This is a genomic window from Agrobacterium tumefaciens, from assembly GCF_013337285.1.
Lineage (GTDB): Bacteria > Pseudomonadota > Alphaproteobacteria > Rhizobiales > Rhizobiaceae > Agrobacterium > Agrobacterium burrii.
Map to the genome: position 1 here is coordinate 166,940 of NZ_SUPW01000004.1, position 23,590 is coordinate 190,529.

Below are 23,590 nucleotides of genomic sequence, written 5' to 3' on the forward strand. Positions count from 1 at the left end.
TCAACTGTGCATGGTTACTGCCCACATCGTGTACTCTCGCCATTTAACGCTTCATTCACTAAAACCGCGCATTCTGCGACGCAGTGAAGTGCAGTTTATGAACAAGGGCCAAAAGCGTGTCATCCGGAAAACTGGCGAAAATTGTGGTCGGCTTGTCCGTCATTATGGGAGGCTCGTCGCAATCTGTTTTCGCCCAGGAAGACATATTGCGCGTTTCGATGAACCACGCCCGTGTTCTCCGTCTCGATCGTCCCGTCAGCAAGGTTATTGTTGGGAATTCGAAAGTTGCTGATGCCACGGTCGCCGATGCCACAACCATTGTGCTGACCGGCCGCAGTTTCGGAACGACAAATCTCGTGCTTCTTGATGCCGACGGCAATCCGATCGTCGATGAGCGCATTCTCGTCTCCATCGATGAAGGCAATACGGTTCGCGTTTTCCGCCAGACGGAACGAACCGTGCTTTCCTGTACGCCGAATTGCGAACAACACTCGCAAAACAGTGGCGACAAAGACTCCCAGCCGTAAACTCGGCGAGGCCAGACGAGGCTTTCAAATACAATGATTTTGCATGAAGGAACGGCAGGCATTTTGTCGGCGTGACAAATGTTGCGTTCCCGCAGGCGGCAATCGTTTTTTTGGGGAAACGGGAGCCAGGAGTTGATCAGATCGAAAAAACACAACATGCGCCCCTGCGTTTCGCGGGAGGCCTGCATGTTGCTGTTTTTTCGTCTAAGTCATTGATCTGGCTAAGATCAAAAAAGGAATGGTGCCCAGAAGAGGACTCGAACCTCCACACCCTTTCGAGTACCAGCACCTGAAGCTGGCGCGTCTACCAATTCCGCCATCTGGGCGACGGAGAGCGATGTACGAGGGCAGCCGCCCGGTGTCAACAGGCTTTTTGAACTTTTATGACGATCATTGATTTTAAAGGGAAAAAACTTGGTTAGAGGCTGTTGAAACATGTCGCCGGGTCAGGTGTCGAGTCCGTCATGCTTCGTTCTGTCCACATGGCCGAGATCGCGGTCCGGATCGATGATATCGCGGATTCTCTGTTTGAGCTCTTTTGGGCTGGGAAAACCGCCATCGCGCTTGCGTTCCCATATGATGGCTCCGTCCACAGTGATCTCAAACAGGCCGCCGGTTGAGGGAATGAGGCTGACTTCGCCGATATCAGAAGCGAAGGTTTGCAAAATCTCCTGTGCCATCCAGCCCGCGCGCAGCAGCCAGTTGCATTGCGTGCAATAGCGAATGGTTATGTGAGGCTTGGTGTCACTCATGGTTACGTCTCCTTCAAGGTCCGGTCACGATAATGTCAACTATAACACTCATGTTTTTACCCGGCGCGTTCTTGTTCTTATCACGGAGCTTTGCGAACAGATAAGCCATCGAAGGCTGAAACGTGGAGATCCTATGGCCCAGTTCGACAATAACCGTCAGCGTCTTTTCGTTCCTGCTGTCGCACCGCTTTACAATTCGACGCATGATCTGGTGGAGACCATTCTGCGCGTCGCGGCGGGTGTTCTTCTTGTCACCCATGGTTTCGGCAAGATCGCCAACCCTTTCGGGGCGGTCGGCATGGTAGAAAGCCTTGGCTTTTATCCAGGCGTGTTCTGGTCGCCGCTTCTGGCCGCCACAGAGTTTTTCGGCGGCATTCTGGTGGCGATCGGTCTCTTCACGCGGCCTGCGTCCTTCGCGGCGATGATCGTCCTTTTGGTGACGGTCTATTTTCACGGCATCGTAAAGGCGGAGGGTCTGGGCGGCGCAGAAAAGTCGATCCTCTGGGCAGCAATCTTCCTGTTTTTCGCCGTTCGTGGCGGCAATCTGCATTCCGTCGACGCAAAACTGTCTCGGGAATTTTAAGGATTACCGGCGGGGCTTGCCTAACATCGCCCCGCCGTCGTTTCATGCCTCTTGAAAATCCGTTTTTCTCGTGGTGAAGCTTGGATTTGATCGGCAACTTCGCCGATTGGGTTTCCGCCATCATCAAGAGGCTGCATGCGCGTTGTAATTATCGAAAATATGGCGGGCACACCGCACGGACAACTCGGCGTCGCACTGGAAAAGGCGGGCGCGGAAACGCACATCATCCGCGCCTATGCGGGTGAGCCTCTTCCCGTCAGTGCCGGTGAGCATGATGCGCTCATCGTTCTGGGCGGTGAGCAGAATGCTCTTGATGACGCGCTTTACCCCTATCTTCCAGACCTTGCGCTTTTGATGAAAGCCTTTGGCGATGCCGATAAGGCCGTGATGGGTGTGTGCCTTGGCAGCCAGCTGCTGGCGCGCGCCTATGGGGGAGAAAATATTCTCGCCGGCCCACCTGAATTCGGCTGGGAAGATGTATCGCTGACGGAAGATGGTGCGTCCGATCCTTTATTGGCGGGGCTGGATGAAATATTCCCGATTTTTCAGTGGCATCGCGATACGTTTACCCTTCCGCCGGGCGCGATACGGCTGGCAACCAATGAAGCGACGCAAAATCAGGCCTTCCGTCTAGGTCGGGCGGTTTATGGCACCCAGTTCCATTTCGAAGCATCCACAGCCGTGGTGGATAGCTGGTGCGAGGCCTTTCCGGCATCGGTCGAAAAAATGGCGCCCGGCTGGCTGGAAAAATACAGCGACCATCGCGGCGCGCGCGCAGATATGGCTGACGCAGCTGGTCTGGAAATTGCATGCGCCTGGGTGGGGCTCATTTAAGCGGATTATTTTCGTTGTTAACATGACCTAGGCGATCAAGGTTGCGATCGTTTCACCATCATCACCAAGGAGATGTGAAGAACATGTACAAATTTGAGATTTATCAGGACAAGGCCGGCGAATATCGCTTCCGCTTCAAGGCATCCAACGGTGAAACGATGTTCTCGTCGGAAGGATACAAGGCCAAGGCCTCGGCGGTTCATGCGATCGAGTCGATCAAGAAAAACTCCCCCGGTGCCGATACCGTTGATTTGAGCACCATGACGGCCTGATCCTCGCCGCCTTGTGAGAACTCGAAGCATTTTGCCTGCCAGAAATGACAGGCGCATTGGCAGGTGCCGGCGTAAAGATAAGATTCAGTCTTTTTTGATAATCTTCCGTTAGCAATTGTATTTCGAGGTCTCCGGGCGGCGTTTGAGTGCCCCCGATTTGTTTTGCGTACGGGTTCTCATGCGATCATCGGCTGTGCCAGCACTTTTCTTCGGTTGCCTTTTGTTAGGTGGCTGCACCAGTTCCGGGCCGGAAAGCCTGGTGGCTGGCTTGCCTTCGAAGGAGACGACGAGTTCGGTCACGCCGTCGGCACCCGTGCCGCAGGCAAGTGTCGGCACGCAGGCCATCACCGCCCAGCCACGGCAGGAAGTGTTGGCATGGGGCGGGCCGGTGCCTGAAGAGCCCAAAGCCTTTTCCGCCGTCACGCCAAAAGCATCCCTGCTTCAGAATGCGCCCGAAATTGGCTTGCCAGCACAGTCACAGGCGGGAATGGTGCGGCCGGCGGAGCGCCCGATGGTTCGCGAAATGGAGCGTCCGGTGCAATTGGCCATGGCAGCCGCCCCGGCAGCAGGCGCTGGCGCACAAATCCGCTCGCGTATTTTCCGCTCCAGTTTCAGCGATGCCAAGCCAATCAATTTCGGCCGCGTTCAGCCGCGCCATTTTCAGGTTCACGGCGTGGATGTATCCCGCTGGCAGGCAAATATAAATTGGCCGCAGCTGCGCACTCGCGGCGCCAATTTCGCCTTCATCAAGGCGACGGATGGCGGTGATCATCTTGACCCGATGTTCCGCACCAACTGGCAGCGTGCGAAAGAAGCAGGCATCCGCCGCGGCGCCTACCACTTCTTTTATTGGTGCCGCTCGGCCAGCGAGCAGGCGGACTGGTTCATTCGCAATGTGCCGCGCGATCCCGATGCGCTGCCACCTGTCATCGACGTGGAATATAATGGCGAGTCGAGCTGCAAGATGCGCCATTCCCGTGAGCGCGTGCTGGAAAAGATGCGCGTCTTCATGACCAAGCTTGAGCGCCATTATGGACAGCGGCCGATCATTTATACGGCGCCTGATTTTTATAAGGACAATCTCACCGGCGAATTCCAGGATTATCCCTTCTGGCTGCGCGCCGTCGCCCAGCATCCGTCCGTGGTCTATCCCGGTCGTAAGTGGCTGTTCTGGCAATATTCCGGCTCCGGCCTGTCGCATGGTGTCGATGGCCGTATCGATCTCAATGTCTTCAACGGCAGCGAAGACGCATGGCATCGCTGGATCGACCGCCGTTCAAGCTGATCCGGGTGGGCGTCAGCGCGCGAATTTTCTGGCACCCGCAACGCACAGCACCACCACAAGCGTAACTCCGATCATGGCAGGGCTCACCTCCTCATGCAGCAGGGTTGCTGCAAGCACCAGCCCGAAGAACGGCTGCAGCAATTGCAACTGACCCACAGCGGCAATACCGCCGAGCGCCAGTCCGCGATACCAGAAGATGAAGCCGATCAGCATGCTGAACAGCGAGACATAGGCAAGGCCGCCCCAGGCCTGCGGATCGATTCCGGCAAGTGTTTCCGGTCCGGTGAAAAAGGCAAGCGGCAGCATCACCGGCAGCGAGAGAACGAGTGCCCAGGAGATGACCTGCCAGCCGCCCAGCTTACGCGACAGAGCGGCGCCCTCGGCATAACCCAGCCCGCAGACGACAATCGCGCCCAGCATCAGGAGATCGCCGGCAAGCGAAGCCCCAACTCCGGCTGAAAGCGAGTTCGACAGTGAAAAACCTGCCACGAGAGCACTGCCCAGGCAGGAAAACAGCCAGAAGGCGGGGCGGGGACGTTCACCACCGCGCAACACGGCGAAGACTGCGGTTGCGAGCGGCAATAGCCCGACGAAGACGATGGAATGCGCTGATGTCACGTGCCGCAGTGCCAGCGCCGTCAAAAGCGGAAACCCCACCACCACACCGAACGAGACGATGAAAAGCGATGTCATATCGTTACGTGCCGGGCGTTTTTGCTGGAACAGCAACAGCAGGGCAAGCGCCAGAATGCCGGCAATGCTGGCCCGGGCAACAGTCAGGAACACCGGATCGAAATCCGTCACTGCAAGACGCGTGGCCGGCAGCGAACCGCTGAATATCACTACGCCGATTAGGCCGTTCAGCCAGCCGCTTGTCGTCTTGTCCATTGTCATCTCCTGCATTTTGTTTTTCTTGATCCGGAACGGCTGGCAGGAACAGCAACAGTCGTATACAATTTGAAGAAACTGTTATGGTTGATGGCCCGGTACGGATGGAGAGCGGTTTGAACGAGCAGGTTGTTCCCGTCACGCGCATGGGGCCCGGAACACGCATAGAAAAGGTGATGGCGAGTATCCGCCAGCGCATCGCCTCACGCAGCCTCGTGCCGGGCGCACGTTTGCCTTCGGTGCGGGCGCTGGCAAAGACGATGCAGGTTTCCACCTCCACCGTTGTCGAGGCCTATGACCGTCTGGTGGCGGATGGCACAATAGGTTCGCGTCCGGGCTCCGGGTTTTTCGTGGCCGGTCCGCTTGCACCCCTGTCGCTCGCTGATATCGAGCCGCGGCTTGATAGGGCGGTGGATCCCTTGTGGGTGTCCCGGCAGGCGCTGGATGAGGCCTCGGTCCTTGCCAAGCCCGGTTGCGGCTGGCTTCCCGCATCTTGGATGCCGGAAGAAGCACTGCGACGGGCGATGCGGGGGCTTGCCCGTGCGGATACTGCCCTGCTGACGGACTATGCGAGCCCCATGGGGCTGCTGCAACTTCGCCAGCTTCTGTCGCGCAGGCTTGCGGAACACGGGGTACAGGCGGGCACCGGCCAGATCATGCTTACCGATTCCGGTACGCAGGCGATCGATCTTCTCTGCCGTTTCCTGCTGCAGCCGGGGGATGCGGTGATTGTCGACGATCCCTGTTATTTCAATTTCCATGCGCTGCTGCGCGCGCATCGCGTCAGGGTCATCGGCGTGCCTTACACTCCAACTGGGCCGGACCTGCCGCTGTTCGAGCAGGCGCTGAAAGAACACCAGCCGCGTCTTTATATTACCAATTCCGCGATCCATAATCCGACAAGCGCCAGACTTTCCGCCGTTACCGCCCATCGGCTGCTGATGCTGGCTGAACAGGCGGGACTGACCATCATCGAGGATGATATTTTTGCCGATTTCGAAACACAGGCGGCACCACGGCTGGCTGCTTTCGATGGTCTCAACCGTGTTGTCCAGATCGGCAGCTTTTCAAAAACCCTGTCGGCGTCCGTGCGGTGCGGTTTCATCGCGGCACCTCTGGCATGGGTGGAAGCACTGACCGACCTCAAGATCGCCACCGCTTTCGGCGGAGCGCATTTTTCAGCGGCGCTGGTGCTGTCGCTTTTGACGGATGGCAGTTATCGCAGGCATGTCGACGCACTTCGACTGCGTCTTGCGGCGGCAATGCCGGAGGCGGCGGCGCGTCTGAAGGCGATTGGTTGCGTGCCCTGGATCGAGCCGCAGGCGGGCATGTTTTTATGGTGCCGCCTGCCGGACGGAGTGGATGCGGGCGATGTGGCGCGCCGCGCGCTTGCGCAGCAGGTGGTGCTGGCACCCGGCAATGTCTTCAGCTCCTCGCAGAATGCATCCAGTTTCATGCGTTTCAACGTATCGCAAATGGGCAGCCCGCAGATCATGACGGTGCTGGCGGATGCGCTCCGGGAGGCGGCCGATCACCGCCCGTCCTGAAGGCTTAGGGATGAATCGGAACAAAATCGCGTGAACGCCGTTTTCTCCGCAGAGTGAAGAGGAGAAATACCATGACATTCGATCCCAACAACCCGCGCCCGGACCGTGATCTTCGTCCGGAACTGAATATCAGCAATGAACCGCGTGCCCGCACGTCCTCGTCCTGGGTACCGTGGCTGGCGATCATCGTCGTCGTCCTGGTGGGCGTTTTCGCGTGGTCGCAGATGAGCGGCCCGACCACTGATCCGGCCACGACATCGTCCACCACGCCGCCCGCGGCCACGGATCAGGCACCGGCACCGATGACACCGACCGCCCCGGCAACGCCGCCGGCAAACAACACGGCCCCGGCAAGCCCGAATACGGGTGGCACTCAGACCCAGCCATAATGGGCTGACTGACATGAAAAAACCGTCTGCCTTCGGGCAGGCGGTTTTTTCGTGGGTGCAATCAGCTTTCGCCTTTAAAGCTGCTCCATCGCCGAGGGGTTATTGGACACTCTTGACCAGCGGGCGATCGATTCTTCCGCCAGCGCCGCAAGCGTTATGCTTCCAAAACGCGACAGGAGAATGGTTTCCGCCTCGTTCATGGCGTCGAAAAGGGCTGCGTTGACGGCCTGTTCGATAACGCAGTTCGGATTGTCGCCCGCCAGCCCGATGGAAAACAGCTCCGGTGTGCCGAGCGCCCGGTAAATATCAAGCAGCGTGATCTCGCTGAGCGGCCGCGCCAGAACCCACCCGCCGCCATGGCCTTTTTCCGATGAGACATAACCATGCTCCCGCAGGCCCGCCATGGTCCTGCGCACCACCACAGGATTGGTCTGCAGCATGGCCGCGATGCTTTCAGAGGTGGCCGCTCTCTCGTGTTTTTCCATATGGATCAGAATATGCAGCACCCTTGAAAGGCGCGTGTCGTGTCTCATTGCGCAAGCCCATTTGTTTTTCGCAACGCTATCAGTTTCGAATTGACGTAACAATATAAGTTGCGTGACCCTTGACTCGAAAAATCACGTAACAATATAAGTATCGTGAAAATGAACGGGCGCTTCTGCCCGGTCCTGAACGATAGGTGCATCATGAAATTCGACGTCATCATCATCGGCGGCAGTTATGCCGGTCTCTCCGCCGCCCTGCAGCTGGGCCGCGCCAGAAAGAACGTTCTCGTTGTGGATGCCGGTAAAAGAAGGAACCGTTTTGCCAGCCATTCCCACGGTTTTCTTGGTCAGGATGGCAAAGCGCCGGGCGAGATCGTCGCCGAAGCGCGCCGGCAGATCGAGCGCTACAAGACAATTGAGTGGGCGGAAGGCAGTGTGACCGATGTCGAGGGGTCTTCTGGCGATTTCGTCGTCGAGATCGACGGTCGCCGCCGCGAAAGTGCTGCCCGGCTCATCCTTGCCATGGGCGTTACCGATGAGCTGCCGGATATAGCCGGGCTGAAAGAGCGCTGGGGTTCTTCGGTCTTTCATTGCCCCTATTGCCATGGCTACGAACTCGATCAGGGGAAAATCGGCGTCATTGCCGCTTCACCCATGGCTCTTCATCACGCCCTGATGCTGCCGGACTGGGGTGAGACGACCTTCTTTACCAATGGCATATTCGTACCGGATGAGGATCAGGCCGCACTTCTGTCCGCTCGCGGTGTCCGCTTGGAAAAAGATCGTATCGCGGAAATTGCCGGGCATGCGGATGTCGTTCTGGCCGACGGAAGCAACATTGCGCTGGCTGGTCTTTTCACCCAGCCGAAACTGCGGATTACCTCGGACTGGATCGGAAAACTCGGCTGCTCAGTGGAGGAGGGTCCCATGGGATCGAGCATTGTAACTGACGCCATGAAACAGACCACCGCCCGCGGCGTCTTTGCCTGCGGTGATGTCGCAAGACCGGCTGGCTCGGTCGCCCTTGCGGTGGGAGACGGTGCCATGGCAGGTGCGGCGGCTCACCGGTCGATCCTGTTTCCAGAGTGATCAGCTGGAGGTGAGGCTCAGCCAGCGCCCGGGCGGCATGCCGAAAGCATTCTTGAAATGCCGGGTGAAATGCGCCTGATCCGCGAACCCGCAGGCAAATGCCGTTTCAGCAAGGCTGGCGCCGGCCCGCATCATCTCCTTGCATTTTTGCAGTCGCCGCATGATGAGATAACGATGCGGGCTGGTTCCCAGCAGGCCGCGGAAATGCCGGAAGAGCGTAAAGCGGTCGAGCCCGCTTATTCGCTCCAGTTCCTCTGAACCGACAGTGTCGGCGCTGTTCTCCAGCAGATAGTCCCGACACCGCAAAACGGCGGCGTGATCAATCCGTTTAATGGTTGTAGCGCTACCGTTCGAATGTTTGGAAAGCAGATCCGCCAGTCTCGATTGCCAGTCGGTCAGGAGCAGATTGTCCGGCTCGCTTTCGAGATTGCCCAACGCCTCGATCAGACATTGCCGGAACGCGGGGTCCTCGATGATGGGATTTCTTGCAAAGGGCAGCGCCTGATATCCCGCCTGCGCGATTTTTTCCGGCGGAAGATAGAGCATGCGGTAGCGCAGGCCTTCATCCGTGCCTGCGCCGCCATCGTGCACTTCGTCGGGATGCAGCACGATGACATTTCCCGGCATGCTGAAATGCGAGGTGCCGCGATAGGAAAAGGTCTGGACCCCGGAAAGCGTGACGCCGAGCGCATAGGTGTCATGGCGATGCGGCGCATAGGCGTTGCCATGAAAGCGCGCTTCGATGCGTTCTATGCCCTCGCTTGCCGGCGCCTGCACGATCCCCTCGAATTTGCACGAACGTTCAAGATCGATGATGCGCGAAGGGTCTAGGGTTGCTTCTCTTTCGTAACCACAGCCAGATTGAGTTTGCATGTTTGATACCAAGATCGCCGTCATCCTTCGTGATGACCTTGCCGTATGGCAAAAACTGAACGTTACCGCATTTCTCATGTCGGGCATTGTCGCCCAGGCCGGAGAGATCATCGGGGAACCATACCTCGATGGAGCGGGCAACGTCTATAACCCCCTGTCCATCCAGCCGATCGTTGTCATGGCCACGGATCAGGAGGCGCTACGAAAGATCCATCAACGATCCCTCGAGCGCGATGTCACGACATCACTCTACATTGAGGAAATGTTCGCGACCGGGCACGATGTCGCCAACCGTCAGGTATTTTCGGAGTTCTCTCCTGACAATGCCAAGGTGGTTGGCATGGCGCTGAGGGCGGACAAGAAGATCGTCGACAAGATCACCAAAGGCGCAAAGCTGCACACTTAACGATAGGTCTTCAAATACGAAGGGGAGGCTGTAAGCCTCCCCTTCAACAGCGGCGATGGCAATATGATTGCCGCTTATTCGTCGTTCATCTTCAGAGCGGCGATGAAGGCTTCCTGCGGAATTTCCACCTTGCCGAACTGGCGCATGCGCTTTTTGCCTTCCTTCTGCTTGTCCAGAAGTTTGCGCTTGCGCGTCGCGTCGCCGCCATAGCACTTCGCCGTCACATCCTTGCGCAGCGCGCGCACGGTTTCGCGGGCGATGACCTTGCCGCCGATGGCGGCCTGGATCGGAATCTGGAACATGTGCGGCGGAATGAGTTCCTTCAGCTTTTCGCACATGCCGCGCCCGCGCCGGTCGGCCGCCGAGCGGTGCACAAGCATGGAAAGCGCATCCACCGGGTCGCCATTGACGAGGATCGACATCTTGACGAGATCGCCTTCGCGATAGTCGATGATGGTGTAATCGAACGAGGCGTAACCCTTGGAGATGGATTTCAGCCGGTCGTAAAAGTCGAACACCACTTCGTTGAGCGGCAATTCATAGGTGATCATCGCGCGGTTGCCGACATAGGTCAGCTCCGTCTGCAGGCCGCGCCGGTCCTGACAGAGTTTCAGGATGCCACCGAGATATTCGTCCGGCGTCAGGATCGTCGCCTTGATCCACGGCTCGCGGATTTCCTTGATCTTCACCACGTCGGGCATGTCTGCCGGGTTGTGAAGTTCTTTCTCGGTACCGTCAGTCAGCGTCATTTCATAGACAACCGAAGGTGCTGTGGCGACGAGATCGAGATTGAATTCGCGCTCGAGACGTTCCTGAATGATTTCGAGGTGCAGCAGGCCGAGGAAGCCGCAACGGAAACCGAAGCCGAGGGCGGCGGAGGATTCCATTTCGAAAGAGAAGGAAGCGTCGTTGAGGCGAAGCTTGCCGACAGCCGCGCGCAAATCCTCGAAGTCAGCCGCATCCACTGGGAAGAGACCGCAGAATACCACCGGCTGCGCGGGCTTGAAGCCGGGCAGGGCCTGCGCCGTCGGGCGCTTGTCATCGGTGATCGTATCGCCAACACGCGTATCGGCGACTTCCTTGATCGAAGCAGTGATGAAGCCGATCTCGCCGGGGCCGAGGCTATCGACATTGACCATCTTCGGGGTCAACACGCCAATACGCTCGACGCCGTATTTGGCGCCCGAACCCATCATGCGGATCTGCTGACCCTTGGTCAGCACGCCATCGATGACGCGCACGAGAACCATGACGCCGAGATAGGTGTCGTACCAGCTATCGACCAGCAGCGCCTTGAGCGGCCCGTTATCGCCGACATCGCTCTTCGGCGGAGGCAGCTTGTGGACGATGGCTTCCAGAACGTCCGGGATGCCGAGGCCGGTCTTGGCCGAGATCAGCACCGCCTCGGAGGCGTCGATGCCGATAACCTCTTCGATCTGTTCCTTGATGCGATCGGGTTCGGCAGCCGGCAGATCGACCTTGTTGAGAACCGTCACCAGCTCGTGATTGTTGTCGATTGCCTGATAGACATTGGCGAGCGTCTGCGCTTCCACGCCCTGCGATGCGTCCACCACCAGCAGCGAACCTTCGCAGGCCGAAAGCGAGCGGGACACTTCGTAAGCAAAGTCGACGTGGCCGGGTGTGTCGATGAGGTTCAGCACATAGATCTCGCCGTTATTCGCCTTATAGTGCAGGCGCACGGTCTGGGCCTTGATGGTGATGCCGCGCTCGCGCTCGATATCCATCGAATCGAGAACCTGTTCCGACATGTCGCGCTCGGCAAGGCCGCCCGTCGACTGGATCAACCGGTCGGCCAGCGTCGATTTGCCGTGATCGATGTGGGCAACGATCGAGAAGTTGCGAATATGGTCCAGGGGCGTGCGGGTCGAATTTGTGCTCATGCCCCGCGCTATAGCAGGGGCTTCTCATGCCGCAAAGCGGGAATTTGGTTAAAAGCCCTTTAAAATGGGCTTTTCAGCTCGCAAATTGCTCCGGCCAGTCGCGACGGGTGGCCACCTGTCCCTCGGTTCTGAGTCTTGCGACGGCGGTAAGATCGATATCGGCAATCAATAGCGTGCTTTGCGTCACCGCATCGCCGTCGCTTTCCGCAACGATGCCGGATGCCGGCATGCCGTAATCGGAGGGTACGTAAAGCGCCGCACGGCCACGATTTTCATCGACGGCGGGCGACCATGGGGCCTCACCGGCGGTGGGGGAGGAGAGAACGGCATATTGATTTTCCAGCGCCCGCGCCTGCGCGCCGATGCGCACCCGGTAAGCGCCGGCCAGCGTGTCGGTGCAACTGGGAGCGAGGACCAGTTCGACGCCCATCTCCGCCAGCCTGCGGCCCAGCATCGGAAACTCGTTGTCGTAACAGATGAGGATGCCGAGCTTGCCTATCGGCGTCTCAAAAGCCTTCAGTCCCTCGATACCGGCGTAGATGTTCCACTGTTCCCGCTCGAAACGGGTCATGATCTGCTTGTCCTGATAACCGATCAACCCGTCTGGCCCGAACAGCCATGCCCGGTTGCGGAACTTGCCGTCCGGGTCCTTCACCGGTGCGCTGCCCGGCTGGAACAGGATTTGGTGCTGTCGCGCCAGCTCCTCGCAAAGCTCCACCCATGAGGGGATAAGCGGCTGTATCTCTTCGATGGAGCGGTGCAGATCCGACCGTGCCTCGGGCGGTAATTGCCCGGTCAGCGCCATGGCCGAATATTCCGGCAGAAGCAGCAACTCGGCCCCCTTTTCTTTCGCCTCGCGCGCGATGGCGGAAAGATGCGCCGCATAGGCTTCCCATGTCTCGATCAGTTCGATGGTATATTGGCTGGCGGCTAACCGGGTCATCTGTTTCCCTCTCCAGCGGCGATGTTCTTCATCCAGAAGGACAGCGGTTTCGGGCTTTGAGTGCTCTCGTCGATATCCTGCCACGTAAAGCTGGTGCGCAGCTCGGGATGGTGGCGATAGCCCCGCTTTTCCCAGAAGGCGTTGAGCGGCACATAGTCGGCCGGGCGGCGCGGGTGATCGGCCGGTCGCTCGACCGCGCAAAAGGTGCACCAGTGGAAGCCCAGACGTTTTGCATGGGCCTCTCGCTCATCAAAGAAACGCACACCGAGGCCGTGACCACGATAATTCGATAGCAGCACGCTTTCGCCAAAATAAAACAGATCGGACGGGTCGTAACCGGCCGCAAGGAACGGCGCTTTCACCTCTTCGTTCTCCGCCGCCATCGGCATGCCGGTGGACATGCCCACCACCTGCCCATCATCCAGCGCCAGCACGAAAACCGCGCCTTCGGTATCGGCATAGGTTGCCAGATATTTCCGCTCATGGTCCAGCGAGCCGTCATAGAGATAGGGAAAGGCGCGGAACACCTCAATCCGCAGGCGCGCCAGGTCGTCAAAACAGGCAACGGCGTCGATGCCGGAAAGAGACTTGATTTCGACGGTCATGGGCATTTTCACTTTCGGTTGCACTGGTTATACCGTCATGGAAAACCCGCGCAAGCATTGAACGGAGAAGACGATGACCGCCACAGAGACCATCCGCGCCTATTACGATGCCTTCAACCGTCAGGACATGGATGCCTTTCTGGCGCTGCTTCACGATGAGGTGGTGCATGACATCAATCAGGGTGAGCGCCAGACCGGCAAGGCCGCTTTTGCTTCCTTCATGGACCATATGAACCGCTCCTATAAGGAAAACCTCACCGACATGGTCATCATGGTGAGCGAGGACGGCCAGCACGCTTCCGCCGAATTCATCGTCAATGGCGAATATCTCAAGACCGACGAAGGATTGCCCGAGGCTAATGGCCAGAAATACGTCCTGCCCGCCGGTGCCTTCTTCGACCTCAGAGACGGAAAAGTTAGCCGAGTAACAAACTACTATAATCTGAACGACTGGATTGCCCAGGTCGGCGCCTGAGGCCTTCGTCGCTTCCGCCACAATGGCCATCCGAGAGTAATCGTTGTTTCCACTATTGTGGATATTGACTCCATCATATGAGAATTATAATCATCATATGATGGAAAACGAAGATCATATTCTCGAACGTTCGATTGGTGAGCGGATCAGGGTACTGCGGGCTGAAAACGGCCTGACACTGGATCGGCTTGCCTCCGAATCCGGCGTCAGCCGTGCTATGATTTCCCGCATCGAACGTGGTGAGGCAAGCCCGACGGCGTCGCTGCTCGCCCGCATCTGCGCCGCGCTCGGCCTGTCGCTTTCCGGTTTCTTCGCGGAAAATGAACAGGCGGTTTCCCCGCTGGTGAAGAAGCGGGACCAGCAGCTCTGGAAAGATCCCGAAACCGGTTATCTCCGCCGCGCCATCTCCCCGCCGCGTGTGGGTTCCGCTGTCGATATTGTCGAGGTCGAGTTTCCACCCGGCGCGCGTGTCGGCTTTCCGCCACATGCGGCAAGCCGGGGCATGACGCAATATGTCTGGCTTTTCGAAGGAGTTCTGGAGATGACGAGCGGCGCTGCGGTGCACCTGATGGAGCCCGGAGATTGCCTTTTCATGCCGGTTGGTGAGGGACATGTTTTCCATAATCCTTCCGAAAAACCCGCCCGTTACGCCGTCGTGCTGGACCAAAGACAGCGCTGATTTTTCCCGACAGGAGTTTTTATGGCCACCATCCGAGTGCTGAACGGGCAAGAGACGCTCGACGTCCTACCGGAACTCTGCGAAGTCCTTTCCGCCTGCGTCAATGGCGGTGCATCCGTCGGTTTCATGTTGCCTTTCTCGCCACAGGATGCCGAACCGTTCTGGCGAGCCGTGGCGGAAGTGGCGGGTGAGGGCGGTACAATCCATGCCGTGGCGGAAGTGGATGGCAAGGTGGTGGGCACCGTGCAGGTGGGCCTTGCTTCCAAACCCAACCAGCCGCATCGAGGCGATCTGATGAAGCTTCTCGTACATCCGTTGGCCCGCGGTCTCGGGCTTGCCCGAAAGCTCATGCAAAAGGTGGAAGAGGAAGCTGCAGCCCGTGGCCGTACCCTGCTGGTGCTGGATACGGCCACGGGCAGCGATGCGGAGGCGATTTATCCCCGCCTCGGCTGGGAGCGGGTGGGGGTCATTCCGGATTACGCCCTGTTTCCAGATGGGCGCTATTGCGGCACGACCCTGTTTTATAAGCGGATCGGCTAGAGCATTTCCGCCGCTTATTGCCCCGGTTTCAGCGTGCGGTTGAAGGCGGCAACAATCATCTTTTCCAGTTCAGCATGAATATCTGCGCGCTCGCGCGGTCCGGCCGGTTCGCAGATTGGATCGCGCTCGCCGACGGATTTGAGAAACGCATCGGCATCCGGCTTGCATAGGGGCAGGAAGCTGAAATGGTTGGCCTCATCGACCTGCTGATAGGTCGAGCCAGGCACCTCGGCCGCCAGTCTGTCCGCCAGCACGGCCGGTGGAATTTTCCCCTTGCTGCCGAGATTGATGAAGGTCAGCGGAATATCGATTGTTTTCAGGCTGACCGGCTGGAAGGCGAGTGCGAGGCCAGGATCTACCAGCACGGCGGAGCGGATGCGAGGGTCACGGTTCTGCTGCTCGAAACGGGCCTTGTCGAGGGTTCCGAGGTCGAGCTTCGGCACGCTGACCGGCTCGTTATTGAGATAACCCCGGCCACCAGCGAACCATTGGCAATCCATCATCGTGGCATACTCTTCGCAATAACGCGCGTAGGCAGTGAGATCGGCGCGTGCGCCCGAAATCTCCATCGCCGCGCTGCCGCCGAGCGAAAAGCCGAGCACGCCGATCCTCTGCGCATCGATCGCGCCGGACCATTTGCCCTGCGTCGTCAGCGCTGTAAGGATCGTGGAAAGATCACCCGTCCGCTCCCAGATTTTCGGCGTATCGGCAGGTGTTGAATCGCCGCTGGTGGTGCCGGGATGGTTGGGGCCGGCGACGATGAAACCCTCGCTCGCAAGCTTTGCGGCGATCCAGGCCATGCCGCTTACTCTCGAGCCCGAGCCGTGTGACAGAAGCACCAGCGGCAGGCGACCCGATTGCACCGCACCGTCCTTGAAGACGGGCGTGCCTTGAAAAATCCGGTCCTCGCCGGAAAGCGTCTGCGTGCCGTTGCCCTCCGAAGGATACCAGACGGTAACGGCAAGGTCTTTGCCACGGTCGGGAGAATGGATGGCGATGTCGCTGACACCAACTGCTTCATTTGCAAAAGCCGGCTGGGTAATGAGAGCGGAAAACAGCATGGTGGTGATGGTGACGATGGGGCGCATGAAAAACCTCTTGCGGTCGGAAAGAACGAGACCCAATCTGCGCTGTCATCTGTTTTCCGCGTCCTTGATCGCGTTTGAGGTCGTACCGAAACGCGATCTGGTCCATGAAAAGACAGCAGGTCGTTGATCCGGGATATTTATTCGTGCTTTTCATTCCCCTGCCATTCGTCGTGGCGCTTCTGCTGGTCGTTATGTTCATCGTCTTTTTCCGAAGCGGAGACGACGTGCGGACGAACCGCGCCTTTCTGGCTCTGATTGCGCTTTGCGCGGTACAATCGGTTCTTGTCGGCCTGCGCTGGGGGTATGGCGTGAATGCGGTGCGTTATGTTTTGCCTGTCCTCGCCGCCTGCCTGCCGCCACTTGTCTATATCGCCTTCCGTGGCTTGATGAGGGTCGGGGCAGACAGCAGGAGGGCGATGCTGGCAAGTCTTGTGCTCTCGCCTCTGCTGATTATCGTTCTGGAATTCGCCCTGCCGGTGGCGATCGATCTTGCCCTGATCCTCATCTTTGTCGGCCATGCCACCGCACTGCTTCTTCTGGGAGGAAAAGGGCCGGATGGGCTGGACGAGGCGCAATTCGCCAGCGTCACCTCGGCGCACAGGGCACTGATCATCGCCGCCGTGGCGCTATGTGTTTCGGCGCTGTTTGATCTTCTCGTGTTCCTCGATTTTGAATGGGCGCATGGGGAAAATGTCGCCGCGCTCGTCAGTAATGCCAATCTTTTCGGGCTGTTGCTGATCGGGCTGATGGCCGCCCTGGCTGGAAAAAGCAAAGCGCCGCAAACGGCTGCGGAGCCGGCTGGTGAATTGCCGCCTGCCTCAGAGCCATCGGACCAGGACCGGGACATCGTCGCAAGCCTCGACCAATTGATGACAACACAGGCGCTTTACCGTGACGACAACCTCAATCTGACGCGGCTGGCCAGACGCCTCGGCCTGCCAAGCCGGCAGATTTCCGGTGCGATCAATCGTTCCCTCGGCATTAATGTCTCGCAATATGTCAATCAGCTTCGTATCCGCGAAGCCTGTCGTTTGCTGGAAGAGACGGAGCAATCGGTGACCGCGATCATGTTCTCCTCGGGTTTCCAGACCAAGTCCAACTTCAACCGGGAATTTCGCCGTGTCACCGGCATGAGCCCGGTGGACTGGCGTGAACGGGAAGTATGGAAACTGGTTTCGCCAAACAAAACGGCCACCCGGCAGATGCCGGATGACCGTCTGAAGATGGTCAGGAAATGATGAGGATCAGAGCGTGCCGTTGCGCTGCTGGATCATCATGTAGGTATCATAGGTATATTCGGCGATCTGCGCCCAGAGATAGGCGTCTTTCTTGAACGCCTGCTGGCTTTCGTAGATCTTCTTGAAGCTCTCGTTCTTTGCCGAAATCTCCGCATAGGTCTCCACCGCCGCCTTGTGGCAGACGTCGAGGATTTCCTGGCTGAACGGCCGCAGGATGGCGCCCTGCGCCACGAGTTCCTTCAGCGCCTTCGGGTTGTGCGCGTCGTAACGCTCCAGCATGCTGGCGCTGCCGGCGGCGCAGGCGTCTTTCAGGATGCGCTTGTAATTTTCCGGCAACTCGTTGAACTTCTGCAGGTTCACGAAGGCATGCACGGCCGGGCCGCCTTCCCACCATGCCGGATAGTAGTAGTACTTTGCGACCTTGTAGAAGCCGAGCTTCTGGTCGTCATAGGGGCCGACAAATTCGGTGGCGTCGATTGTACCCTTTTCCAGAGCGGCATAGACATCGCCACCGGCGATCTGCTGCGGGGTAACGCCAACCTTCTGCATCACCTGGCCGGTGAGGCCGGCAATGCGCATCTTCAGGCCTTTGAGGTCGTCGATGGTATTGATTTCCTTGCGGAACCAGCCGCCCATCTGAGCGCCTGTGTTGCCGAGCAGGATCGAGTAGATATTGTGCTGGGCAAGGAATTCGTTGAGCAGCTCATTGCCGCCGGCCTGATTGAACCAGGCATTCGTCTGACGCGCGTTGAGACCGAACGGAACCGAGGTTCCAAGCGCGAAGGTCGGGTCCTTGCCAACGTAATAATAGGCGCAGGTATGCGCCATTTCGACGGTTCCGGCCGTCACCGCATCCGCCGCCTGCAGCGCCGGCACGATTTCACCGCCGGCGAAATGCTGGATGACGAAGTTGCCGCCGGAAGCTTCCTTGACGTGATCGGCGACCATCTGGCCGGCACCGAAAAGAATGTCGAGGCCCTTGGTGAAGGACGACGTCATGCGCCAGGTGATTTTGGGGTTTTCCTGCGCAATGGCCGGAGCGGCCAGCGCGGTTGCGGTAACACCGGCGCCAAGAGCGCCCGCCTTGCGGATAAATGATCTGCGATCCATGTCGATAAGCCCTGATACGTCCGTATATTACAGGCGAACCGCACGGTACGCCTCCCAAGGGCTACTAAACATTTATCCTTGCAACCATCAAGAGGGAATGTTTCAAACTTGCGCGCTCTTTTGTAATGCCTGTCGATCGCCGTTTTGGCACGTGATCGCGTTCTTCTTGTGGTCTCTGCCCCGCCGTGGTCAGGGTTGCGTGCGTTTTAACGCCGGATCGTCCAGCGCAGGGTTATAAAACAGCGAGAGCGTCAGGCTTCTGGCGATGCGTTCGGCCGTTTCCATGAACCAGTCATGGGCCTCTCTGCTCGGCGCGATATCGTCAAGCGTTGCCGAAAACAGCGCCAGCCATTGCGGGAAAAGTTCGGCTGTCATGTTTTTGACGCCCAGATGCGCCTGCACCGGCTTGCCACCGTAACTGCCATTCTTGAAGGCGACAGCCGACCAGAACTGCTTCATTTTGGCCATGTGTTCCGGCCAACGCCCGGACAGACGCGCATCGAAGACCGGTCCGAGCGTCGGATGTTTTAGAACGCGGCCATAAAATGTCTCCACCAGCAGATCGATGAAACCGGCATCGACGCCGATCTGCGCCATGGCGCTTTCCGCCCGGTTTTGAATTTCCGCGTTATGGGCGGCCCTTGCCGCAATCGGATCCTGCATCGTACTTCCTTTTCCGCGAATTTACGCTGCTTGGCCGCGCTCGGCAATGCGACGCATTGCCGTATTAGAATTGTTCTAAAAAGCTTGATTGTGATGGTGCGTCGCTGTATTTAGAATTATTCTAAAAAGGTTTCAGCCATGTTCCACAGTCTTTTTTCCCTGTCCAAGCGCCCCTTCTCCTCGCTCGGCGAGCAGGAAATCCTGGCACTCGCCATCTCGTCGGAAGAGGACGATTCCCGTATTTACCGCTCCTACGCCGATCACCTGCGCGGGCAATATCCGCAATCGGCAAAAGTCTTCGATGACATGGCCGAAGTCGAGCAGCAGCATCGAAATGTGCTGATCGATATGCATCGCCGCCGCTTTGGAGAAACCATCCCGCTGATCCGCCGCGAACATGTGCGTGGTTTTTACGAGCGCACGCCGGACTGGCTGGTGAAAAACCTGTCGCTGGAGAAAATTCGTGCCCAGGCCGAATTGATGGAAGCGCAGGCGATCCGGTTCTACGATGAAGCGGTCAAGCGCACCACCGATGCCTCGACGCGCCAGCTGCTCGGTGATCTGGCTGAGGCGGAGCGGGGTCACGAAGACGTCGCGCATATGCTGCAAGAGAAGCATCTCGATGAAGATGGCAAGACCGAAGAGGCTGAAACCGCAAAACGCCAATTTCTGCTAACCTATGTGCAGCCGGGCCTTGCGGGCCTGATGGATGGCTCCGTCTCGACGCTTGCGCCGATCTTCGCGGCCGCCTTCGCAACGCAGGATACCTGGCAGACTTTTCTGATCGGCCTTTCGGCTTCCGTCGGCGCGGGTATTTCCATGGGCTTTACCGAAGCCGCCCATGATGATGGCAAGCTTTCGGGTCGGGGTTCTCCGCTAAAGCGCGGCCTTGCCTCCGGCATCATGACCGCGATCGGCGGGCTTGGTCACACATTGCCTTATCTTATCCAGCACTTCTGGGTCGCCACAGCCATCGCCGCCATCATTGTTTTCGTGGAACTCTGGGCCATCGCCTTCATTCAGAACCGCTTCATGGAAACGCCGTTCCTGCGGGCAGTGTTTCAGGTGGTGCTGGGCGGTTCGCTGGTGCTGGCGGCTGGTATCATCATCGGCAATGGCTGAGGAATAAAAAAGCCCGCAGCGTCTGCTGCGGGCTTTTTGCGTCAAGTCTATGATCGCTGTCGATCAGCGCAACGCGCCGACCAGAACGTCGCGGCCATCTTCGATGGAGACCCAGCGGCCCGTATTGAAGGACGCCTGCCGCTTCAGATAGGTGTAATTGGTATCTGTCCAGAGCTTCACGTCGTCGGTCAGGTTGTCGAGAATATAATCGCCATCGGTGGTGCGAAGCGCCAGCACGGCATGGCCTTCACCGTCCGGCTTGCGCACGACCGTGATCAGCAGGTCGGCCACGGAGAAACCGCGCTCGATCAGCTTCTTACGCTTCAGCAGCACGAAATCTTCGCAGTCACCGGCGGTCGTCGGATATTCCCAGACTTCGTCCTTGCCGTAGATTTCCAGATCGGTCATCGCCACGATGGTGGTGTTGACGGAGGTGTTGATCTCACGAATGACGCCCCAGCCATATTCCGTGACACGCGGCGGCGGCGTCATCTTGTTGCGAATGTTGCATTCATCCGCATATTTCTGACAGAACTCGTAATGGCCGATCGGCTGGGAGGTAATCCCGCCCGTCACCATGGAAGGGCTTCCCTTGGTTTCCGCCGTGGCGGAGGCAGCAGTCATTAGCCCGGCAGCAACTGCAAACAGCAGTGCACGCGCCAGCGGTGCGTTCATCATGAAACCCGTCCCTTAATTCTTAACGAAAAGTTAAGAGGGATGGGGGGTGTGAGTCAATCGCTACCAATGGGTGGCACGCAAGACTCGTTGAATATGGTTAAGAGCGTTGCGCAAATGCCTATATTGCAAGGGCTCTGACGGCAGCCAGCATCCGGTCGATATCCTGCGGTCGGGAAAGCCGGTGGTCGCCGTCGCGGATCAGCGTCAGGACGACATCGTCGGCGGGAAGATGTTCAACAAGCTTCAGCGTATGCTGATAGGGAACATCGGGGTCGCGCATGCCCTGCAGGATGTGAACGGGGCAGCCGGTGGTGATGATGCCGGTGAGCACGCGGTTCTGCTTTCCGTCCTCCATCAGCGCCCGGGTAAAGATGTTGGGCTCGGGGCTGTATTCCGAATGTTCCTCGAAATAGCCTCTCTCCACCAGCGAGGTCTTTTCCGCTTCCGTCAGGCTGGGTTCTATCAGTTCTGCCGTGAAATCGGGAGCGGGGGCAATCAGAACCAGACCGGCGACGGAGGGCGCGTCGCCCGCCTTGCGCAGCTCCTCGACCATGCGCAACGCGATCCACCCGCCCATGGACGAACCGACGAGCACGACGCGCGACGGTGCCTTGGTGCACACCACGGCGAGCGCTTCTTCCAGCCACCGGGAAATCGTGCCTTTGTTGAAATCGCCGCCAGAAGCTCCGTGGCCGGAATAATCGAGCCGCAGGCAGGCAAGACCGTTTTCCTCTGCAAAGCGGTCGAGCTCGACCGCCTTGGTTCCCGTCATGTCGGAGCGGTAGCCGCCGAGCCAGACGAGCAGGGGTGCATCCGGCTGTGATGTCGCGCGGCGATGTAGAAAAGCAATGTTGCGGGCGTCGTCACCCGTTCCTATATGCAGGAATTCCGCGGCTTGTTCGGTCATGTATATGCAATTCTCCTGATTTTCGTGCAATATCGGCGACGTATTTGCAAAAACCGTGGCAAGAGGTGATCTTTTCGGGCAGATATGCTATTGACTTCGCCACGGCAATAACGACATTTCCGCCGCTTGTACCAAACAAGCTGTTTTTTGCTGACGTGATCCAGAAACAGATCAGGAGAATACGACCATTCGCAGACCTTTCAAAGCCGATGCCCCCGTCAAGGAGGGCCCGCGCTCCAACCGGGAAATTCGGGTTCCCAGAGTTCAGCTTATTGATGAAGAGGGCCAGAACCTCGGTAGCATGCCGACGGATCAGGCTTTGAAAATGGCGGAGGATTCCGGTCTCGATCTCGTTGAGATTTCGCCGAACGCCGAACCGCCTGTATGCAAGATCCTCGATCTCGGTAAGCTTAAATACTCGACCCAGAAAAAGGCCGCCGAAGCGCGCAAGAAGCAGAAGATCGTCGAAGTTAAAGAAATCAAGATGCGCCCCAACATCGACACGCATGACTATGACGTGAAGATGAAGGCGATGAACCGGTTCTTTGACGAAGGTGACAAGGTGAAGGTGACGCTGAAGTTCCGTGGCCGTGAAATGGCCCACCAGGAACTTGGCATGAAGCTTCTCCTCCAGGTGAAGGAAGATACCCAGGCGATTGCCAAGGTTGAAGCCGAGCCGAAGCTGGAAGGCCGTCAGATGATGATGGTTCTTGCCCCGAGATAATTTGCGCCAGTCCTGAAAGCTGCGTAAATCACCGCCGCAAGGGGAAATTTTCTTTCCCCGTTGCGCTTTTAGCCTACTGCGGTTATAAGCGCGCGTCCGAACGGTCCGGCAGGGCATGCCGAGGCCGTTCCTGAATAGCTTGAAATAGGCCTCGTCTGCCTGTTTCGATACAAAAACACGGAGTAGCAAAATGCCCAAGATGAAGACGAAGTCCGCTGCAAAAAAGCGGTTCAAGATCACCGCTACCGGCAAGGTTGTTGCAGCCGCCGCCGGTAAGCGCCACGGCATGATCAAGCGTACCAACAAGTTCATTCGCGACGCGCGTGGAACCATGGTTCTCGCCGAAGCTGACGGCAAGAAAGTCGTCAAGAACTACCTGCCGAACGGTCTCTGAGACTTTTCCGCACTTTTGGACACTTTAAGGAGATCATGACATGGCACGCGTAAAACGTGGCGTAACTTCCCGCGCCAAGCACACCAAGACACTCAAGGCAGCCAAGGGCTTCTACGGCCGCCGCAAGAACACCATCCGCGCAGCAAAGGCTGCCGTGGATCGTTCCAAGCAGTACGCTTACCGCGACCGCAAGGTTAACAAGCGCAACTTCCGCGCTCTGTGGATCCAGCGTATCAATGCTGCTGTTCGCGAATTCGGCCTGACCTACGGCCGCTTCATCGACGGCCTGAACAAGGCTGGTATCGAAGTCGACCGCAAGGTTCTGTCCGACATGGCTATCCATGAGCCGGCAGCATTCGGTGTACTCGTCGAAACGGCGAAGAAGGCTCTTGAGTACCTCAAGGATGCCGGTACGACCAATGAGTTTGAAACCGCTGTAAAGTAATTACGGCGCGGACAATCTGTTGTTCATTTAAAACCCGCGCCGGTCCTCCGGCGCGGGTTTTTCGTTTTAGACGTTCATGGCAATTCCGGCAAAAGCGTCAGGCGCTGTTCACCGGATTTGTCGGAGACAAAAGGGTGGGGCATCGGCC

Annotated in this window: 29 protein-coding genes and 1 tRNA gene; 17 read left to right on the top strand and 13 right to left on the bottom strand. The window is 58.1% G+C overall.

What is annotated here, in order from left to right; genetic code table 11:
- The first annotated feature begins 164 nt into the window (after positions 1-164).
- Positions 165-527, top strand: coding sequence for a pilus assembly protein N-terminal domain-containing protein (locus FCH38_RS13655; protein ID WP_153515366.1), 363 nt, complete (start codon positions 165-167; stop codon positions 525-527).
- 239 nt (positions 528-766) lie between these two features.
- Here the strand turns inward: FCH38_RS13655 and FCH38_RS13660 are convergent.
- Both FCH38_RS13660 and FCH38_RS13665 read right to left on the bottom strand, forming a co-directional pair.
- Positions 767-853: transfer RNA gene (locus FCH38_RS13660), tRNA-Leu, on the bottom strand.
- 120 nt (positions 854-973) lie between these two features.
- The gene (locus FCH38_RS13665) at positions 974-1,279 is read right to left on the bottom strand and encodes a SelT/SelW/SelH family protein (protein ID WP_153515265.1); all 306 of its coding nucleotides are present in this window, start codon (positions 1,277-1,279) and stop codon (positions 974-976) included.
- A 133-nt stretch (positions 1,280-1,412) separates the two neighbouring features.
- On the opposite strand from FCH38_RS13665, the gene FCH38_RS13670 reads away from it, so the two are divergent.
- The 4 genes from FCH38_RS13670 to FCH38_RS13685 all read left to right on the top strand — a co-directional run bounded on the left by FCH38_RS13670 (position 1,413) and on the right by FCH38_RS13685 (position 4,253).
- On the top strand, positions 1,413-1,862 hold the full coding sequence (locus FCH38_RS13670) for a DoxX family protein (RefSeq protein WP_174374094.1): 450 nt from the start codon (positions 1,413-1,415) through the stop codon (positions 1,860-1,862).
- 135 nt (positions 1,863-1,997) lie between these two features.
- Positions 1,998-2,696: a type 1 glutamine amidotransferase gene (locus FCH38_RS13675; RefSeq protein ID WP_174374095.1), complete on the top strand. Its 699-nt coding sequence runs from the start codon at positions 1,998-2,000 to the stop codon at positions 2,694-2,696.
- Between the two features lie 83 nt (positions 2,697-2,779).
- Entirely contained in the window at positions 2,780-2,968 is a 189-nt protein-coding gene (locus FCH38_RS13680) for a YegP family protein (RefSeq protein ID WP_153515264.1), read from the top strand.
- A gap of 178 nt (positions 2,969-3,146) precedes the next feature.
- Positions 3,147-4,253: a glycoside hydrolase family 25 protein gene (locus FCH38_RS13685; RefSeq protein ID WP_153515263.1), complete on the top strand. Its 1,107-nt coding sequence runs from the start codon at positions 3,147-3,149 to the stop codon at positions 4,251-4,253.
- A 12-nt stretch (positions 4,254-4,265) separates the two neighbouring features.
- Here the strand turns inward: FCH38_RS13685 and FCH38_RS13690 are convergent, their stop codons facing one another.
- Complete coding sequence (locus FCH38_RS13690) at positions 4,266-5,141, bottom strand: DMT family transporter (protein ID WP_174374096.1); 876 nt, start codon at positions 5,139-5,141, stop codon at positions 4,266-4,268.
- Positions 5,142-5,287: 146 nt separating this feature from the next.
- Here FCH38_RS13690 and FCH38_RS13695 point away from each other — a divergent pair, with 146 nt between their 5' ends.
- Together FCH38_RS13695 and FCH38_RS13700 are read left to right on the top strand one after the other, a co-directional pair.
- The gene (locus FCH38_RS13695; RefSeq protein ID WP_174374193.1) at positions 5,288-6,688 is read left to right on the top strand and encodes a PLP-dependent aminotransferase family protein; all 1,401 of its coding nucleotides are present in this window, start codon (positions 5,288-5,290) and stop codon (positions 6,686-6,688) included.
- A gap of 71 nt (positions 6,689-6,759) precedes the next feature.
- A complete protein-coding gene (locus tag FCH38_RS13700) occupies positions 6,760-7,077 on the top strand; it encodes a hypothetical protein (RefSeq protein WP_153515261.1) in 318 nt (105 codons plus the stop codon).
- 74 nt (positions 7,078-7,151) lie between these two features.
- On the opposite strand, the gene FCH38_RS13705 is transcribed toward FCH38_RS13700, so the two are convergent.
- A complete protein-coding gene (locus FCH38_RS13705; RefSeq protein ID WP_174374097.1) occupies positions 7,152-7,610 on the bottom strand; it encodes an Rrf2 family transcriptional regulator in 459 nt (152 codons plus the stop codon).
- A gap of 153 nt (positions 7,611-7,763) precedes the next feature.
- On the opposite strand from FCH38_RS13705, the gene FCH38_RS13710 reads away from it, so the two are divergent.
- Positions 7,764-8,651: an NAD(P)/FAD-dependent oxidoreductase gene (locus FCH38_RS13710; protein ID WP_174374098.1), complete on the top strand. Its 888-nt coding sequence runs from the start codon at positions 7,764-7,766 to the stop codon at positions 8,649-8,651.
- Here the strand turns inward: FCH38_RS13710 and FCH38_RS13715 are convergent, their stop codons facing one another.
- On the bottom strand, positions 8,652-9,428 hold the full coding sequence (locus tag FCH38_RS13715; protein ID WP_174374194.1) for an AraC family ligand binding domain-containing protein: 777 nt from the start codon (positions 9,426-9,428) through the stop codon (positions 8,652-8,654). It lies immediately after the preceding gene.
- A 94-nt stretch (positions 9,429-9,522) separates the two neighbouring features.
- Here FCH38_RS13715 and FCH38_RS13720 point away from each other — a divergent pair, with 94 nt between their 5' ends.
- The gene (locus FCH38_RS13720; RefSeq protein ID WP_174374099.1) at positions 9,523-9,930 is read left to right on the top strand and encodes a DUF2000 family protein; all 408 of its coding nucleotides are present in this window, start codon (positions 9,523-9,525) and stop codon (positions 9,928-9,930) included.
- A gap of 74 nt (positions 9,931-10,004) precedes the next feature.
- Here FCH38_RS13720 and lepA read toward each other — a convergent pair whose 3' ends face one another.
- From lepA to FCH38_RS13735, 3 genes are all read right to left on the bottom strand, one after another.
- On the bottom strand, positions 10,005-11,843 hold the full coding sequence (gene lepA / locus FCH38_RS13725; protein WP_174374195.1) for a translation elongation factor 4: 1,839 nt from the start codon (positions 11,841-11,843) through the stop codon (positions 10,005-10,007).
- Between the two features lie 61 nt (positions 11,844-11,904).
- Positions 11,905-12,774, bottom strand: coding sequence for a carbon-nitrogen hydrolase family protein (locus tag FCH38_RS13730; RefSeq protein ID WP_174374100.1), 870 nt, complete (start codon positions 12,772-12,774; stop codon positions 11,905-11,907).
- Positions 12,771-13,379, bottom strand: coding sequence for a GNAT family N-acetyltransferase (locus FCH38_RS13735; RefSeq protein WP_174374101.1), 609 nt, complete (start codon positions 13,377-13,379; stop codon positions 12,771-12,773). Before FCH38_RS13735 ends, FCH38_RS13730 begins: the two co-directional genes overlap by 4 nt.
- Before the next feature lie 73 nt (positions 13,380-13,452).
- Here FCH38_RS13735 and FCH38_RS13740 point away from each other — a divergent pair, with 73 nt between their 5' ends.
- The 3 genes from FCH38_RS13740 to FCH38_RS13750 all read left to right on the top strand — a co-directional run bounded on the left by FCH38_RS13740 (position 13,453) and on the right by FCH38_RS13750 (position 15,073).
- The gene (locus FCH38_RS13740) at positions 13,453-13,854 is read left to right on the top strand and encodes a ketosteroid isomerase-related protein (protein WP_149898324.1); all 402 of its coding nucleotides are present in this window, start codon (positions 13,453-13,455) and stop codon (positions 13,852-13,854) included.
- Positions 13,855-13,951: 97 nt separating this feature from the next.
- Positions 13,952-14,533, top strand: a complete 582-nt coding sequence (locus tag FCH38_RS13745; protein WP_423753169.1) for a helix-turn-helix domain-containing protein — start codon at positions 13,952-13,954, stop codon at positions 14,531-14,533.
- 21 nt (positions 14,534-14,554) lie between these two features.
- A complete protein-coding gene (locus FCH38_RS13750) occupies positions 14,555-15,073 on the top strand; it encodes a GNAT family N-acetyltransferase (protein WP_174374102.1) in 519 nt (172 codons plus the stop codon).
- 14 nt (positions 15,074-15,087) lie between these two features.
- Here FCH38_RS13750 and FCH38_RS13755 read toward each other — a convergent pair whose 3' ends face one another.
- Positions 15,088-16,161 (bottom strand): alpha/beta hydrolase family protein, encoded by a 1,074-nt coding sequence (locus FCH38_RS13755; RefSeq protein WP_174374103.1) that lies wholly within the window; start codon positions 16,159-16,161, stop codon positions 15,088-15,090.
- Positions 16,162-16,304: 143 nt separating this feature from the next.
- Here FCH38_RS13755 and FCH38_RS13760 point away from each other — a divergent pair, with 143 nt between their 5' ends.
- A complete protein-coding gene (locus FCH38_RS13760; RefSeq protein ID WP_174374104.1) occupies positions 16,305-17,399 on the top strand; it encodes a helix-turn-helix domain-containing protein in 1,095 nt (364 codons plus the stop codon).
- Between the two features lie 6 nt (positions 17,400-17,405).
- Here the strand turns inward: FCH38_RS13760 and FCH38_RS13765 are convergent, their stop codons facing one another.
- The gene (locus FCH38_RS13765; protein ID WP_149898329.1) at positions 17,406-18,509 is read right to left on the bottom strand and encodes a TRAP transporter substrate-binding protein; all 1,104 of its coding nucleotides are present in this window, start codon (positions 18,507-18,509) and stop codon (positions 17,406-17,408) included.
- Between the two features lie 189 nt (positions 18,510-18,698).
- Complete coding sequence (locus FCH38_RS13770; RefSeq protein WP_153515251.1) at positions 18,699-19,172, bottom strand: group III truncated hemoglobin; 474 nt, start codon at positions 19,170-19,172, stop codon at positions 18,699-18,701.
- A 138-nt stretch (positions 19,173-19,310) separates the two neighbouring features.
- Here FCH38_RS13770 and mbfA point away from each other — a divergent pair, with 138 nt between their 5' ends.
- Complete coding sequence (mbfA, locus tag FCH38_RS13775; protein ID WP_153515250.1) at positions 19,311-20,294, top strand: iron exporter MbfA; 984 nt, start codon at positions 19,311-19,313, stop codon at positions 20,292-20,294.
- Between the two features lie 63 nt (positions 20,295-20,357).
- Here mbfA and FCH38_RS13780 read toward each other — a convergent pair whose 3' ends face one another.
- Both FCH38_RS13780 and FCH38_RS13785 read right to left on the bottom strand, forming a co-directional pair.
- The gene (locus FCH38_RS13780; RefSeq protein WP_174374105.1) at positions 20,358-20,972 is read right to left on the bottom strand and encodes a transglutaminase-like cysteine peptidase; all 615 of its coding nucleotides are present in this window, start codon (positions 20,970-20,972) and stop codon (positions 20,358-20,360) included.
- 118 nt (positions 20,973-21,090) lie between these two features.
- Positions 21,091-21,879, bottom strand: a complete 789-nt coding sequence (locus tag FCH38_RS13785) for an alpha/beta hydrolase (protein WP_153515248.1) — start codon at positions 21,877-21,879, stop codon at positions 21,091-21,093.
- A 187-nt stretch (positions 21,880-22,066) separates the two neighbouring features.
- Here FCH38_RS13785 and infC point away from each other — a divergent pair, with 187 nt between their 5' ends.
- The 3 genes from infC to rplT all read left to right on the top strand — a co-directional run bounded on the left by infC (position 22,067) and on the right by rplT (position 23,442).
- A complete protein-coding gene (infC, locus tag FCH38_RS13790) occupies positions 22,067-22,603 on the top strand; it encodes a translation initiation factor IF-3 (RefSeq protein WP_174374197.1) in 537 nt (178 codons plus the stop codon).
- 190 nt (positions 22,604-22,793) lie between these two features.
- A complete protein-coding gene (rpmI, locus tag FCH38_RS13795) occupies positions 22,794-22,997 on the top strand; it encodes a 50S ribosomal protein L35 (RefSeq protein ID WP_003493355.1) in 204 nt (67 codons plus the stop codon).
- Positions 22,998-23,037: 40 nt separating this feature from the next.
- Entirely contained in the window at positions 23,038-23,442 is a 405-nt protein-coding gene (gene rplT, locus FCH38_RS13800; RefSeq protein ID WP_097101173.1) for a 50S ribosomal protein L20, read from the top strand.
- The last annotated feature ends 148 nt before the right edge of the window (positions 23,443-23,590 follow it).